The sequence below is a fragment of the Planomonospora sp. ID91781 genome, assembly GCF_015711595.1.
Lineage (GTDB): Bacteria > Actinomycetota > Actinomycetes > Streptosporangiales > Streptosporangiaceae > Planomonospora > Planomonospora parontospora.
Genome location: NZ_JABTEY010000003.1, coordinates 454,894 through 470,170, shown reverse-complemented (window position 1 = coordinate 470,170; position 15,277 = coordinate 454,894). Strand labels below are relative to the sequence as shown.

General features: G+C 73.0%; 12 protein-coding genes. 8 read left to right on the top strand and 4 right to left on the bottom strand.

All coding sequences use genetic code 11. The features are described from left to right. Positions 1–110: 110 nt before the first annotated feature. The gene (locus HS048_RS32430; protein ID WP_196469783.1) at positions 111–2,192 is read left to right on the top strand and encodes a bifunctional diguanylate cyclase/phosphodiesterase; all 2,082 of its coding nucleotides are present in this window, start codon (positions 111–113) and stop codon (positions 2,190–2,192) included. Here HS048_RS32430 and HS048_RS32425 read toward each other — a convergent pair. Next, positions 2,189–3,604, bottom strand: a complete 1,416-nt coding sequence (locus tag HS048_RS32425; protein WP_196469782.1) for an ATP-binding protein — start codon at positions 3,602–3,604, stop codon at positions 2,189–2,191. The genes HS048_RS32430 and HS048_RS32425 overlap by 4 nt on opposite strands. A 332-nt stretch (positions 3,605–3,936) precedes the next feature. On the opposite strand from HS048_RS32425, the gene gatC reads away from it, so the two are divergent. The 6 genes from gatC (at position 3,937) to HS048_RS32395 (ending at position 10,177) form a co-directional block, all read left to right on the top strand. Continuing rightward, positions 3,937–4,236, top strand: a complete 300-nt coding sequence (gene gatC / locus HS048_RS32420) for an Asp-tRNA(Asn)/Glu-tRNA(Gln) amidotransferase subunit GatC (RefSeq protein ID WP_068897628.1) — start codon at positions 3,937–3,939, stop codon at positions 4,234–4,236. Then, positions 4,233–5,723 (top strand): Asp-tRNA(Asn)/Glu-tRNA(Gln) amidotransferase subunit GatA, encoded by a 1,491-nt coding sequence (gene gatA / locus HS048_RS32415; protein WP_068897627.1) that lies wholly within the window; start codon positions 4,233–4,235, stop codon positions 5,721–5,723. Before gatC ends, gatA begins: the two co-directional genes overlap by 4 nt. 33 nt (positions 5,724–5,756) lie before the next feature. Beyond that, positions 5,757–6,845 carry an AAA family ATPase gene (locus HS048_RS32410; protein WP_196469781.1) on the top strand — a complete coding sequence of 363 codons (1,089 nt, stop codon included), beginning with the start codon at positions 5,757–5,759 and terminating at the stop codon, positions 6,843–6,845. After that, positions 6,842–7,411, top strand: a complete 570-nt coding sequence (locus tag HS048_RS32405; protein ID WP_068897625.1) for a hypothetical protein — start codon at positions 6,842–6,844, stop codon at positions 7,409–7,411. Before HS048_RS32410 ends, HS048_RS32405 begins: the two co-directional genes overlap by 4 nt. Before the next feature lie 247 nt (positions 7,412–7,658). After that, positions 7,659–9,164 carry an Asp-tRNA(Asn)/Glu-tRNA(Gln) amidotransferase subunit GatB gene (gene gatB / locus HS048_RS32400; protein ID WP_191893525.1) on the top strand — a complete coding sequence of 502 codons (1,506 nt, stop codon included), beginning with the start codon at positions 7,659–7,661 and terminating at the stop codon, positions 9,162–9,164. A 362-nt stretch (positions 9,165–9,526) separates the two neighbouring features. Continuing rightward, positions 9,527–10,177 carry an MOSC domain-containing protein gene (locus HS048_RS32395; protein ID WP_196469780.1) on the top strand — a complete coding sequence of 217 codons (651 nt, stop codon included), beginning with the start codon at positions 9,527–9,529 and terminating at the stop codon, positions 10,175–10,177. A gap of 127 nt (positions 10,178–10,304) precedes the next feature. On the opposite strand, the gene HS048_RS32390 is transcribed toward HS048_RS32395, so the two are convergent. From HS048_RS32390 to HS048_RS32380, 3 genes are read right to left on the bottom strand one after another with little or no spacing between them, the layout of a single operon-like run. Continuing rightward, positions 10,305–11,816 carry a tripartite tricarboxylate transporter permease gene (locus tag HS048_RS32390; RefSeq protein WP_196469779.1) on the bottom strand — a complete coding sequence of 504 codons (1,512 nt, stop codon included), beginning with the start codon at positions 11,814–11,816 and terminating at the stop codon, positions 10,305–10,307. Beyond that, entirely contained in the window at positions 11,817–12,533 is a 717-nt protein-coding gene (locus HS048_RS37780) for a tripartite tricarboxylate transporter TctB family protein (protein WP_230882409.1), read from the bottom strand. Further along, a complete protein-coding gene (locus HS048_RS32380; RefSeq protein WP_068897621.1) occupies positions 12,533–13,498 on the bottom strand; it encodes a tripartite tricarboxylate transporter substrate binding protein in 966 nt (321 codons plus the stop codon). Before HS048_RS32380 ends, HS048_RS37780 begins: the two co-directional genes overlap by 1 nt. Before the next feature lie 178 nt (positions 13,499–13,676). On the opposite strand from HS048_RS32380, the gene HS048_RS32375 reads away from it, so the two are divergent. Continuing rightward, positions 13,677–15,263: a sensor histidine kinase gene (locus tag HS048_RS32375; RefSeq protein ID WP_196469778.1), complete on the top strand. Its 1,587-nt coding sequence runs from the start codon at positions 13,677–13,679 to the stop codon at positions 15,261–15,263. Positions 15,264–15,277 lie beyond the last annotated feature (14 nt).

Below are 15,277 nucleotides of genomic sequence, written 5' to 3'. Positions count from 1 at the left end.
CGCTGCGCGCACGTTCTCTGCATTCCGTCACAGAACGTGCCCAATCGGTTTCGCGAAGTGGCCCGGAGGCCGTACTCTCCCATAGTGAACTAATGGGGGTTTTATTACTCATGGCCGACCCAACAGATACACGCGACACCGGACCACGTGTGGGCTCGCCCCTGTGGGCCTACCTCACGGCGGTCACCGCCACCGGGATCGCCGCCCTGGTCGCGGCGCTGTGGTGGATCAGTCCCGGCGACCCGGCGGACCTCGTGCGCTCCCCGCTGTTCTGGACGCTCATGGTCCTGATCGTGCTGGGGGACCTGCGACCGGTGCTGCTCTCGTCGTCGACGGCGGCGGGGGGCACCTACCCGTCGACGATGTTCACCTTCGCCGCGCTGCTCCACTACGGGCTGCCGGTCGCCGCGCTGATGCAGGCGGTCGGCATCCTGTTCAACGGGGCGGTCACCCGCAAGGCGTGGCACCGGATCCTGTTCAACGTCGCCCAGGTGACGCTGGCCTGCGCGGCGGCCGGGGTGGTGCTCGCGCTGTTCGGCCACCGGCCGGGGGCCGCCTGGGTCCCGGCCGGCGCCGACCTGCTCGCCATCGGCCTGGCCGGGCTGGCCTACTTCGTGACCAGGGGGCTGCTGGTGTGCGGGGCGGTCGCGCTGCACGAGCGGCGGTCGGTCCACCGGGTGATCAGGACCACGATCGGCCACCAGAGCCTGGTCTACGCCGCGCTGCTCGGCCTGGCCCCGCTCGTCGTGGTGGTCATGAACCACTCCCCGGCGCTGGTGCCGCTGTTCGTCGCGCCGATGGCCGCCGTCTACTTCACCGCCACGATCTCGGTCCGCCGCGACCACCAGGCGATGCACGACGGGCTGACCGGGCTGCCGAACCGGAAGCTGCTCGTGCTGCGCACCGAGGAGGCGCTCGCCGAGGCGCGGGCGCGGCAGGGGGAGCGGGTCGGCCTGCTCCTGCTGGACCTCGACCGCTTCAAGGAGGTCAACGACACGCTCGGGCACCCGGTGGGCGACCGGCTGCTGCAGACGGTGGCGCACCGGCTGACCCACAGCGTGCGGCCGGGGGACGTGGTCGCCCGGCTGGGCGGCGACGAGTTCGCGGTGCTGCTCCCCTCGGTCCGGGACGCCGCCGCGGCGCGAGAGGTGGCCGCGCGCCTGCGGGTGGCGCTCACCGAGCCGGTCCGGCTGGAGGGCATGACCTTCGACATGGACGCCTCGATCGGCATCGCGCTCCACCCCGACCACGCGCCGGACTTCGAGCTGCTGCTGCAGCGCTCCGACGTGGCGATGTACCTCGCCAAGGAGGGCCGGACCGGCGTCGAGCTCTACGTCGCCGACAAGGACCGCAACAGCCCCGAACGGCTCGGCCTCCTCGGCGACCTGCGCCGGGCCATCGACCGCGGCGAGCTCGCGCTGCACTACCAGCCGAAGATCGATCTGGCCGCCGGGCAGGTGCGGGGGGTGGAGGCGCTGCTGCGCTGGCGCCACCCGGTGCGGGGGACGGTCTACCCGGACGACTTCATCCCGCTCGCCGAGCAGTCCTACCTGATGCGCCAGCTCACCGAGTACGTCATCGACGCGGCGCTGGAGCAGGCCGCCGACTGGTGGCACGCGGGGGTGCACGAGCAGATCTCCGTCAACGTCTCGGCCCGCGACCTGCTCGACTCCGCCCTCCCCGAACGGCTGGAGGCCGGCCTGGCGAAGCACCGGCTGCCGCCCAAGGCGATCCAGCTGGAGGTCACCGAGCGCATCCTGATGACCGACCAGGCCTACACCGCCGACGCCGTACGGGCGCTGAACTCCCTGGGCGTGCCGCTCGCCCTGGACGACTTCGGCACCGGCTACTCCTCGCTGGTGCGCCTGCAGCGGCTCCCGGTGGCCGAGGTCAAGATCGACGCCTCGTTCGTGCGGAGGATCTGCGAGTCCGGGGACGACGAGCGGATCGTCCGCTCCATCGTCGACCTGGTCCGCTCGCTGGGGCTGCGCTCGGTCGCCGAGGGCGTCGAGTCGGCCGAGGTGGCCGCGCGCCTGGAGGAGATGGGCTGCGACCTCGCCCAGGGCTGGTGGTTCGCCGAGCCGATGTCCGCCGCCGACGCGACGGCCTGGCTCCGCGAGCACCGCGCCCCGGTCCGGCCCGCCTTCCGGGTGCCCGACCCGGCCGGGCTGCTCGACCCCCAGACGGCCTAGCCCCAGGCGCTCATCAGGTCGTCGGGGCCGTACGACGCGGTCAGGCCCGAACAGGAGACCCCGTTGCGGGAGACGGCGACGAGGGGCACCGGATCACCGGTGAGGGCGGCGCGGTGCCTGGCCAGCGCGGCCAGGTCGTGGTCGTCGAAGGCGGCGTTCTCCAGCCACTTGATCGATCCGAGGAAGCGGAGCTCCCGCGCGATCGGTCCGCGGTCGGCTCCGACGATGTCGATCTCCACGTCGTTGCTCCGGGTCCAGTAGGAGCCGACCGTCGGAGCCTCCGGGAGCCTGTCGTCCGGCAGCAGCCTGGCCAGTGACTCGCGTACGAGCGGCTCGATGGCACGTCCTCGCCAGGTGCTCCACCGCGAGACGATCCGCCGGAGGGTCAGATCGCCCCGGCGGCGCTCGATCTCCGGCATGTGCGGATGGAGGAAGGAGAGCCAGAAGCGCAGGTAGGGGTCGGTGACCCGGTAGCGGCGCTCCTTTGACGGGCGCAGGGACACGGGGAGCTCACCGGCCACCATCCCCTTGGTGGTCAGTAGATCTGCCGCGCGGGACAGCGTGCTGTGGGAGATGCCACCCGCCTCCCGGGCGATGTTGGTGAACGTGCGCTCGCCGCTGCCGATCGCCTGCAGCACCTGGCGGGCCTGTGCCTCCACCGGGAACTCGGCCGCGAGTGAGCGCTCGGCGGACACCAGGAGCGCGGAGACCGGATTCGTCAGGGCGCCGTGAAGGTACTCCCAGAGCGACGCCCCGCGCGGCCATTCGCCGCAGACCAGGGGGAGACCGCCCGTGACGACGGCGGCGTCGAACGCGTCGGCCGGGGAGAGCTGGAGCATGCGCTGGATCTCGTGGGGGTTGAGCGGTCCGACGACCATCTCGGTCCCCCGCTGGTGGAACGGGCGCTCGTAGCCGTTCAGGGCCTCCATCATCGACAGGTCGGAGCCGATGAGGACGAGCAGGACGGGTTTCCGGCTGAGGAACCGGTCCCAGGCACGTTGCAGGAGGCCTTCGAAGGCGTCGACGCGTTCCATGAGGTAGGGGACCTCGTCGATCACGACGACGGAGGGACCGTCATCGGGCAGAGCGTCGGCGAGGAGTCGCAGGGCCCCGTTCCACGTGCTCGGCGCCATCTCCGCGAAGACGTCCTTTCCCGGTAGCCCGGAAGCGGAGACGTCGTCCATGAGCTGTCGCAGCTCGATCTGGGCGTCGGCGCGCGCCGCCGTGTAGAACAGCGACGGCAGGCCGCTCCGGTTGACGAACTCCTCGGCCAGAGCCGACTTGCCGATCCGCCGCCGTCCACGCATCAGCACGCATCGGCCGGGACGCGCCGTGGAGATCTCTGATCGCACCTGGCCGAGCAGCGAGTCGAGCGACGCCAGCTCGTGCTCCCGGCCGACGAACCCGCCCATGCGACCTCCCTGATACTTCTCCTGGGAATACTATCGCCAGCGATAGTATTTCCAGCGATAGTATTCCGAAAAGAAGTAGGAGTGTACGTCGACGAAGTACACTCCTGTCTCCTTCCGGCAGTGCGGAGTTCAGGGTTCGGCGAAGTGCGGAGACTCCGGCGGCGGGCGTGGAACGGCCGCCGGGCACGTCGGGCGGGGCTCCCGGACGGTGGGGAGGGACGCTCTCCGGCGGAGCCGGGCCGGACCCGAACCCGAGGAGTCGGGCACGTACGGTCACGCACTCTAGGATGAGAGTGTCCGATTGCCATTCCACGAAACGGGTTCAACGACTCATGTCCGCCATAACCCGCGACGAGGTCGCTCACCTCGCCCGGCTGTCCAGGCTGGCGCTGTCCGACGAGGAGCTCGACCACTTCGCCGCCCAGCTCGATGTGATCATCGGTGCGGTCGCCCGCGTCGCCGAGGTGGCGGCCGACGACATCCCGCCGTCCTCGCACGCGCTCCCGCTCACCAACGTCTACCGTCCCGACGAGGTACGGCCCGGCCTGACGCCCGAGGAGGCGCTGTCCGGCGCCCCGGCCGTCGAGGAGAACCGCTTCCGCGTCCCGCGCATCCTCGGGGAGGAAGCATGAGCCTGATCCACAAGACCGCCGCCGAGCTCGGCGCGCTGATCGCGAGCGGTGAGACCTCGGCCGTGGAGGTCGCCCAGGCCCACCTCGACCGGATCGCCGCCGTCGACCCGCAGGTCAACGCGTTCCTGCACGTCGACGCCGAGACGACCCTGGCGCAGGCGCGGAGGGTCGACGAGCGCCTGGCCGCGGGCGAGGAGCTCGGCCCGCTGGCGGGCGTGCCGATCGCGCACAAGGACGTCTTCACCACCACGGACATGCCCACCACGGCCGGGTCGAAGATCCTCGAGGGCTGGCGCCCGCCGTACGACGCGACCGTGACCCGCCGGCTGCGCGAGGCGGGGCTGGTGATCCTCGGCAAGACCAACCTGGACGAGTTCGCGATGGGCTCCTCCACCGAGAACTCCGCCTACGGCGTCACCCGCAACCCGTGGGACCTGTCCCGCATCCCGGGCGGCTCCTCCGGCGGCTCGTCCGCGGCGGTCGCGGCCTACGAGGCCCCGCTGTCCACCGGCACCGACACCGGCGGCTCCATCCGGCAGCCCGCCGCGGTGACCGGCATCGTCGGCATGAAGCCGACCTACGGCGGCTCCTCCCGCTACGGCCTGATCGCCTTCGCCAGCTCCCTGGACACCCCGGGCCCGTTCGCCCGCACCGTGCTGGACGCGGCGCTGCTGCACGAGGCGTTCTCCGGGCACGACGCCCTGGACTCCACCTCAATCGACGCCGCCGTGCCGCGGGTCGCCGAGGCGGCCCGCGAGGGCGACGTGGCGGGCCTGCGGATCGGCGTGGTCAAGGAGTTCGGCGGGGACGGCTACCAGCCGGGCGTGCTGGCCCGCTTCCGGGAGACCGTGGAGCTGCTGGAGTCCCTCGGCGCCAAGGTCGTCGAGGTCTCCTGCCCGTCGTTCACCACCGCGCTGCCCGCCTACTACCTCATCGCCCCGTCGGAGTGCTCGTCCAACCTGGCGCGCTTCGACGCGATGCGGTACGGCCTGCGCGTCGGCGACGACGGCACGCGGTCGGCCGAGGAGGTCATGGCGCTGACCCGGGCGCAGGGCTTCGGCCCCGAGGTCAAGCGGCGCATCATCCTGGGCACCTACGCGCTGTCCAGCGGCTACTACGACGCCTACTACGGGCAGGCGCAGAAGGTCCGCACGCTGATCGCCCGCGACTTCGAGGCGGCCTTCCACCAGGTGGACGTGCTCGTCTCACCGACCACGCCGACCACCGCGTTCCCGATCGGCGAGCGCGCCGACGACCCCATGGCGATGTACCTCGCCGACCTGTGCACGATCCCCACCAACCTGGCCGGCAACGCGGCCATCTCGGTGCCGTGCGGCCTGGCGGACGAGGACGGCCTCCCGGTCGGTCTGCAGATCATGGCGCCCGTGCTCGGCGACGACCGCTGCTACCGGGTCGGCGCCGCCGTGGAGCGGGCCCTGACGGACCGCTGGGGCGGCGGTCTGCTGTCCAAGGCGCCCGCGCTCTAGGCGCGGGCAGGGCACCGGGGAGGAAACGGGGGAGTGATCACTCGCATCGAGATCGACGGGTTCAAGTCGTTCCTGGACTTCGAGATCGACGTGCCGCCGTTCCTCGCGCTGGTCGGTCCGAACGCCGGGGGCAAGTCCAACCTGTTCGACGCGCTGGGCTTCGTCGCCGACGAGGTCGGCGGCTCCGGCGGTCTCCTCGGCGCGCGCCGGGGAGCGCCGAACGAGCAGTTCCACCGGGTCGCGCAGGGCGCCCCCGTCGCGGCGTTCACCGTCGCGGTGGAGGCCCTGGTCTCCCCGGAGCCCGGGGCCCTGCTCCCGGTCCGGTTCGACACGGGCGCGGAGATGGTGCTGCGCATCCCGAGGTCCACCGGGGCGGTCGTCAGCCACGTGGCCCGGCGGCTCCCGCCGGAGCTGCTGGAGCTCATGGTGGTGGACCCCGACCCGGCGGGCACGCCCCGCCGCACGGTCGCCGCGTGGCGCCGCCACGCCCCGGTCCCGCGCGCCATGCGCGGGCGGGGCGCGCCGGACGACCTCGGGCCGCTGGCCGCCGACGGGGCGAACCTCGCCGCGGTGCTCGGCCGGATGGCGGGCACGGCGGCCTTCGCCGACGTGGTGGCCGACCTCGCCGCGCTGGTCCCCGGCGCGGCCGGGCTCCTGCCCCGGCTGGAGCGCGGCGAGTGGTCCTTCGGCCTGGTCCTGGACGGCCAGGGAGAGGTCCCGGCCGCGCTGCTGTCGGACGGGACCCTGCGGATCACCGGCCTGCTGGCGGCCCTGCACGACCCGGACCACCCGGCCACCCTCCTGGTGGAGGAGGTCGAGGCCGGCGTGCACCCCGGACGGCTGGGCGAGCTGCTCCGGCGGGTCCGGCAGCGGGTCCGCGAGCCCGGCGGCGCGGAGCCGTACCGGCAGGTGATCGTGACCAGCCACTCGCCGGCGGTGGTCGCCGAGCTCGGCCGGACGGCCCCGGAGTCGCTGGTCTTCCTGGACGCGGTGGTGCGGGTCGACCCGGCGGCCGACCGGACGTCGCGGGTGAGCGTGGCCAAGCCGGTCCTGCCGGACGGCGAGCCGGGCACGTTCGTCTCGCCCCGGCAGCTCCGCCAGTACCTCGGGGCGGCGGCATGAGCAGCCGCTCCCTGGTCCCCGGACTGGTCGCCGAGGGGGACGCGGACGGGGGCTTCCTGAGCGTGGTGGTGCCCCGGCAGCTCCGCGAGCTCGTGCGGGCCTCGCCGTACACCGTGGACGTCGAGGCCACGCGGGTCATCGTGTGCGGCCGCGAGCACCTGGTGGCGGCGCTGGAGGAGCTGGCGGGCGACTGCCACCTGATCTTCGCCCGGTCCGGCGACCGCGAACGCGGCCGGTCGGACGGGATCCGCTACCACTCGCACTACCTGGTGCCGGTGGTCGGCCTGGGCGACACCGAGGCCTGGCCGCTGGCGGACCCCGCCGCGTGGGCCGGGCTGCCGGGCAGCGACCCGTCCCGGCTGCCCGCCAGTCCGGCCGACGTCGAGCGGATCGCCTACCCGCGGGAGGTGCTGACCGCGACCGCGCCCCGGCGGGGCAAGCCGGTCGGCGACTACTTCGAGTACATCGGACGCAACATCGACCTCGCCGTCCTGGCCCGGGTCCCCGGCTACGCCGGCTGGGTCGCCGAGACGCGGAACGCGCTGAAGGGACTCGGGTACCTTTGACGCTCCCCACCGCCCGCGGCGACGGCCCACGACGGCACTGTCATCGCAGAACGCTCCGGCTCTCCCGGATCGGACTGGTGACTCCTCCGCTCCCTGAAGGGAGCGGCTTCTCGCTTTCCTCTGCTGAGGTAGGCGACGGACAAGCCCTGCCCGTTTCAAGCAGACGAACTGTAACAGGGAAGCGATTCCCCTGCCGGGTGAACCCGGCAGTTCCCTCGCTAGATCTGATGGAAATGGTGAACGAATCATGAGTACAGGCACGCTCATGCCGTACGACGAGGCGCTGGAGCGCTTCGAGCCGGTGCTGGGCCTGGAGACGCACGTCGAGCTCGGTACGGCCTCGAAGATGTTCTGCGCCTGCCCGACGACGTTCGGCGCGCCGCCGAACACCCACGTCTGCCCGGTCTGCCTGGCGCTGCCGGGCTCGCTGCCGACGGCCAACGCCAAGGCGATCGAGTCGACGATCCGGATCGGCCTGGCGCTGAACTGCTCCATCGCCGAGTGGTGCCGCTTCGCCCGGAAGAACTACTTCTATCCGGACATGCCGAAGAACTACCAGATCAGCCAGTACGACGAGCCGCTCTGCTTCGACGGCTACCTCGACGTCGAGGTGAACGGTCAGACGGTGCGCATCGAGATCGAGCGCGTGCACCTGGAGGAGGACACCGGCAAGTCCACCCACATGGGCGGCGCGACCGGCCGCATCCACGGCGCCGACTACTCGATCGTCGACTACAACCGCGCGGGCATCCCGCTGGTGGAGATCGTCACCAAGCCGATCCCCGGCACCGACCGGCTCGCGCCCGAGGTCGCCCGCGCCTACGTCACCGAGCTGCGCGAGGTCATGCGCTCCCTCGGCGTCTCCGACGTGCGCATGGAGGAGGGCTCCATGCGGTGCGACGTCAACGTCTCCCTCATGCCGCGCGGCGCCTCCGAGTGGGGCACCCGGACCGAGACCAAGAACGTCAACTCGCTGCGCAGCGTCGAGCGCGCGGTCCGCAGCGAGATCGAGCGCCAGGCCGGGATCCTCGCCGGCGGCGGCCGGATCGTCCAGGAGACCCGCCACTTCCACGAGGACACCGGCACCACCACCTCGGGCCGGTCCAAGGAGGAGGCGCAGGACTACCGCTACTTCCCCGAGCCCGACCTGGTGCCGATCGCCCCGGACTTCGCCTGGGTGGCCGCGCTCAAGACGGCCCTGCCGGAGCTGCCGCGGCTGAAGCGCAAGCGGCTCCAGCAGGAGTGGGGCGTGTCCGACCTGGACATGGAGGCCATGCACAACGCCGACGCCATCGACCTGGTCGAGGCGACGGTGTCCGCCGGCGCGCCGCCCGCGGACGCCCGCAAGTGGTGGATGGGCGAGCTGGCCCGCCGGGCCAACGAGGCCGGCGTGCCGCTGAGCGCGCTGCGGATCACCCCGGACGAGATCGCGCGGGTCTGCGCGATGGTCGCCGGCGGCGCGCTCAACGACAAGCTGGCCCGCCAGGTGCTGGAGGGCGTGCTGAACGGCGAGGGCTCGCCGGACGACGTGGTGGCCGCCCGCGGCCTGCAGATCGTCAACGACGAGGGCGAGCTGTCGGCGATCATCGACCAGGTGCTGGCGGACAACGCCGACGCGGCGGACAAGGTCCGCAACGGCAAGATCGCGGCAGCCGGCGCGCTGGTCGGCGGCGTCATGAAGGCCAGCCGGGGCAAGGCCGACGCCGGCCGGGCCCGGGAGCTGATCCTGCAGAAGCTCGGCGTCTCCGAGTAGGCCTCTCGACGCCGGACGAGCGGAAGAGGCCGGGCGGGAACGGCTCAGGTGTTTCCGGGACCGTCCAGGAGGCACCCGGACGGTCCCGGGAGACCCCTGGGGGCGAACTCGACCCCGGCGGGGGAAACGGTTTGCGAAGGCGCGGTTCACCGATGACACCCGGTTGGCCTGCGCCTTCGTAGTGTCCGAGATATGTCAACTACCGGGAATGCACGTTCCCGCAAGTCTCTGCCTCACAGGGAAGTCCCGGACGCGGCTCGCGCGGAGACCTCGGACGCGGGCGGCGGCCGACGGGGTGCCGCCCGCCGTACCGGGAGATAACGGGTCGCACGGACCGCAGCGGGGACCGTACCGTCATCCGCATGAAGCTGCTGTCCGTCAACATCGGCCGGCCCCGGCCCAACCCGTGGAAGAACCTGGGCGCGACGGGCATCGACAAGCGCCCCGCCGACGGCCCGGTCGCCGTGCGCGAACCCGGCCCCAAGGGCACCGGCGCGGTCGGCCTGGCGGGTGACCGCGTCTACGACGTGAAGCACCACGGCGGCTCGGACCAGGCCGTCTACGCCTACGCCCGCGAGGACCTCGACCTCTGGGAGGCCGAGCTGGGCAGGCCGCTGCCGAACGGCGCCTTCGGGGAGAACCTCACGACCTCCGGCCTCGACGTCAACGGCGCCCTGATCGGGGAGCGCTGGCGGATCGGGCGTGACACGGTCCTGGAGGTCTCGTGCCCGCGCATCCCCTGCGGGACGTTCCAGGGCTGGCTGGAGGTGGAGGGGTGGATCAAACGGTTCACCCGGGCGGCGCTGCCGGGCCCGTACCTGCGGGTGATCGAGCCGGGGGACATCCGTGGCGGCGACCCGGTCGAGATCGTGCACCGGCCCGGCCACGACGTCACCGTCGCGCTCGCCTTCCGCGCGCTGACCGCGGAGCCGGACCTGCTGCCGCGGCTGCTCGCCGCCGACGCCCTGCCGGAGGAGGACAGGGAGCTGGTCCGCAGGCGCACCGGCGGGTGACCGGCTCCCGGGCCCGTGCCGGGGCCACCCGCGGGGAGAACGGGCGGGCGGCCCGTGCCGGCCCCGCGGGGAGGACGGGCGGCCGGTTCCGGGACCGCCCGCGGGGAGGGGCGGGCGGTCCCCGGCGTCACCGGCTCCCCGCCCGGCGTGCGAGCAGCCTCCTGACCAGCGCCCTGACCAGCGGGGTGAGCAGGGCCAGCAGCGACAGCCCCAGCAGGGCCGCCGCGACCGGGCTGCGCACCAGGACCGCGGCGTCGCCCGCGCCGATGGCCAGCGCCCGGCGCAGCTGGATCTCCGCCATCGGGCCCAGGATCATGCCGATCACCGCGGGCGCGATCGGCAGGCCGAAGCGGCGCATCGCGAAGCCGAGCAACCCCAGGACGTAGAGCACCACCAGGTCGACCCAGGAGGCGTTCAGGGCGTAGACGCCGAGCGCGGCGAACAGCACGATCCCGGCGTAGAGGTAGGGCCGGGGGATGTGCAGCACCTTCGCCCAGACCGGGGCCAGCGGCAGGTTGAGCACCAGCAGCATGGCGTTGCCCAGGAACAGCGACGCGATCATGCCCCAGACCAGGGCCGGGTTGTGGTCGAACAGCTGGGGGCCGGGCTGCAGGCCGTACTGCTGGAAGGCCGCCAGCATGATCGCGGCGGTGGCCGAGGTGGGCAGGCCCAGGGTGAGCAGCGGGACCAGGGTGCCCGCGGCGGAGGCGTTGTTGGCCGCCTCGGGACCCGCGACGCCCTCGATCGCGCCCTTGCCGTACTCCTCGCGGGCGACCCCGCGGGCCAGCCGCCGCTCGATCGAGTAGGACAGGAACGTCGGGATCTCCGCGCCCCCGCCCGGCAGCGCGCCGAACGGGAAGCCCAGCGCGGTCCCGCGCAGCCACGGCCGCCAGGACCGGGACCAGTCGGAGCGGCCGAGGAACGCCCGCCCGACCGGGATGATCTCCGGCTCGCCGTGGCGGAGGCGGGAGGCCACGTAGAGCGCCTCGCCCAGCGCGAACAGGCCGACCGCGACGACCACCACCTCGATGCCGCCGAGCAGCTGCGGGACGCCCAGGGTCAGCCGGGCCTGCCCGGTCTGCTCGTCGATCCCGACCAGGCCGATGACCAGGCCGAACCCCAGCGAGGCCAGGCCGCGCACCACCGAGCGCGAGAGCACCGACGAGACCGCGGTGAACGCCAGCACCGCCAGCGCGAAGTAGTCCTCCGGCCCGAAGGAGATCGCGAAGTCCACGACCAGGGGGGCCGCGACCACCAGCAGGCCGGTGGCGATCGTGCCCGCGACGAACGACCCGATCGCCGCCGTGGCCAGGGCCTGGGCGGCCCGGCCGCGCCGCGCCATCTTGTTGCCCTCCAGCGCGGTGATCATCGAGGAGCTCTCACCGGGCGTGTTGAGCAGGATCGAGGTCGTGGACCCGCCGTACATGCCGCCGTAGTAGATCCCGGCGAACATGATGAACGCGCCGGCCGGGGGCACGTTGAAGGTGATCGGCAGCAGCAGGGCCACGGTCATCGCCGGGCCGATGCCGGGCAGCACCCCCACCAGCGTGCCGAGGGTCACCCCGGCCAGCGCGTAGAGCAGGTTGACCGGGGTGAGCGCGGTCGCGAACCCGTCCAGCAGCAACCGGAACGACTCCACCTAGATCACCCCCGAGAGCAGCCCGGCGGGCAGCGAGACGCCCAGGCCCTTGACGAAGGCCAGGTAGGACAGGGTGGACAGGACGATCGCGAGCGCGCCCGCCCGGAGCCGGTGCTCCGCGCCGAGCGTCACCGCCAGCCCGAAGAACAGCAGCGCGCCCGCGATGATCCAGCCCAGCGGGTCGACCAGGCCCGCGAAGGCCAGGAAGATCACACTGACCTGGGCCACCGTCCGCCAGTCCGCGGGGGCGGCGGCGTCGACGTCCTCGCTCTCCTCCGGGTCGCCGCGGCCGCCGCGGACCACGTCGGCCGCGTAGCAGACCCCGATCAGCAGCAGCGCGATCCCGACGAGCACCGGGAAGAAGCGGGGCCCCAGCCCCAGCGTGGAGCTGGCGGCGGAGACGTCCGCCGTGCCCGCGAGCACGAACCCGCCCAGCCCCAGGACGACCAGCGCCATCACCAGCTCCGGCCGCCGCCAGTCCCACCCGTTCCCGGCGGCTCCCCGCTCCGGTACGGCGGGCCCGCCCTCCGGCGTCCCGCCCTCGGCCCCGGCGGCCCCACCGGCCCCACCGGCCCCGACGGCCCCACCGGCCCCACCGGCCCCGGCGGCCCCACCGGCCCCGGCGGCCCCACCGGCCCCGGCGATTCCGGCGGCTCCGGCGGCTCCGGCGGCGGGGCGCTCCTCCGGCTCCTCGTGCGAGGACATGTCGGAGGACATCAGGAGACGAGCCCCATCTCGGCGATGATGGCCTTGATCCGGGTCTGCTCGGCCGCCAGGAAGTCGGCGAACGGCTTGCCCGCCTGGAAGGCGTCGGTCCAGCCGTTCTTGGCCACCGCGTCCTTCCACGCCTGCGACCCGTGCATCTTCGTGACCAGGTCGACCAGCTTCTTCTGGGCCTCCTCGTCCAGGTCGCGGGGGGCGACGAAACCGCGCCAGTTGGCCAGCTCGACGTCCAGGCCGGCCTCCTTCAGCGTGGGCGCGTCCACGCTCGCGATCCGCGCCGGAGCGGACACGCCGAGGGCGCGCAGCCGTCCCGACTTCACGTGCTCGGCGAACTCGCCGACCCCGGAGACGCCCATCGCGACCTTGTTGCCCAGCAGCGCGTTCAGCGCCTCGCCTCCGCCGGAGTGTGCGACGTAGTTGACCCGCTTGGGGTCGATCCCGGCGGCCTTGGCCATCAGCCCCGCCACGATGTGGTCGGTGCCGCCGGCCGAACCGCCCGCGATCGCGATCTTCGCGGGGTCCGCCTTCCACGCCGCGACCAGGTCCGCCAGCGTCCGGTGCGGGGACTCGGCGGGGACGACGACGAGCTCGTACTCCTCGACCAGCTTCGCCACGGGCGTGGTGTCGGCCAGGGTCACCTGCGACTTGTTCTGCTCGACCGCGCCCACCATGACCAACCCCATGGTCATCAGCAGGTCGCCGTTGCCCTTCTCCCGCTCCAGCTGGGACAGGCCGATGGTGCCGCCCGCCCCCGGCACGTTGTAGACCTCGATCTTGCGGGACGGGTCGAGGCTCTTGAGGGCCTGCTCCGCCGTACGGGCGGTCTGGTCCCAGCCGCCGCCGGGCGAGGCGGGGGCCATGATCCTCAGCGCGCTGGTACCCGTGGCCGACCCCGAGCCGCAGGCCGTGAGGGCGGCGAGCGGCAGGATCGCCAGGACCGCGAGTCTGCGAAGGCGCATGTCATCTCCTGACAACGAAAGAAACGGCGTGGTGAGGATGCTGGGGGGTGCGCGCCGCGCTGTCGATGCTTTGCGTGCTTGCCGTCGTATCGGTCGTATTGGTCACGGCCGCCGGGCCGCCCGCGACCCGGCCGTGACCTCCGGATGCTTTCATGAGGTCTCTGACCTGGGAGTACTCGTGCGAAAGATCCTCAGCGCCTCTCTCGGCACCCAGCTGTTCGTGCTGCAGATGGCGGTCGTGCTGCTCTCGGCGGGCGGTACGGCGGGCGTCTGGACGGAGCACCTGCGCGACCAGCTCGAGCGGCGGCACCAGCAGCGGGCCCTGGCCATCGCCGAGGCGGTGGCCGGGCTGCCCGAGGTGCGGGAGGCGTTCGCCCACCCCCGCCCGCCGTCGGTCCTGCAGCCGATAGCGCTGGGCGTGCAGGCCGCGACCGGCGCGGACTACGTGGTGATCGCCAACCGCGACCAGATCCGCTACGCCCACCCCAACCCGGAGCTGATCGGCAGGCGGCTGTCCACCGACGGCTCACCGGTCCTGTCCACCGGCCGCGCCTGGACCGGCGTCCAGACCGGGACCCTCGGCCGCTCGGTGCGGGGCAAGGCCCCCGTCCGCGACGCCTCCGGCGCGATCATCGGCCTGACCTCGGTCGGGGTGCTGGAGGAGACCGTCGCGGGCCAGTTCGGCGCGGCCCTGCCGCCGCTGCTCTGGACCGTGCTGGCCGTCCTCCTCGCCGGATCGGCCGGGGCCGCGCTGATCGCCCGCCGGGTCCGCCGGCAGACCTTCGGCCTCGAGCCGGCGGAGATCGCCTCCCTGCTGGAGCAGCGCGAAGGCGTGCTGCACGGCGTGAAGGAGGGCGTGGTCGCCCTCGACCTGCAGGGCAGGGTGACACTGCTCAACGACGCCGCCCGGGAACTGCTCGGTCTGTCGCCCTGCGACGTCGGCCGCCGGATCGAGGAGATGCCGCTCTCCGACCGCATGCGCGACGTGCTGGCCGGGGAGGACGAGGGCGACGACCTGGTGGTCCTGCACCGCGACCGGGTGCTGGTGCTCAACCGCATGCCGGTGGCCGTACGCGGGCGGAGCAACGGCTGGGTGGTCACCCTGCGCGACCGGACCGAGCTGGTACGGCTGGCGCGCGCGCTCGACCAGGCCAGCAGCACGACCGACGCGCTGCGCGCCCAGGCCCACGAGTTCGCCAACCGCATGCACACCGTCGTCGGCCTGCTGGAGCTCGGCGAGCACGAGACGGCGATCGGCTACATCACCCGGACCACCGAGGTGATCGGCCACCACTCCGCGGGCATCAGGGAGAAGGTCGCCGACCCGACCCTGGCCGCGCTGCTGCTGGCCAAGTCCGCCGAGGCGGCCGAGCGGGGCGCGACCCTGGTGCTCGCCGACGACTGCCGGGTGGAGGAGGGCGCGCTCGGCGACCCGCAGGACGCCGTGCTCGTCGTCGGCAACCTGGTGGCCAACGCCCTGGACGTGCTGGAGGAGATCGGAGGGACGGTGGAGGTCTCGGTGCGCACCGAGAAGGACGGCCTGCACGTCCGCGTCGGCGACTCGGGCCCCGGCGTCAGCCCCGCGCTGGCCGAGGAGGTGTTCCGGGAGGGCTTCACCACGAAGGTCGCCCGGTCCGGCCCCCGCGGGCTGGGCCTGGCCCTGACCCGGCAGGCCTGCCTGCGGCGCGGTGGCTGGATCCGGGTGCACAACGCGGGCGGCGCGGTCTTCACGGCCCTGCTGCCCCGCAGGGAGGAGGCCGCGTGAGCGCCCCCCGGGGA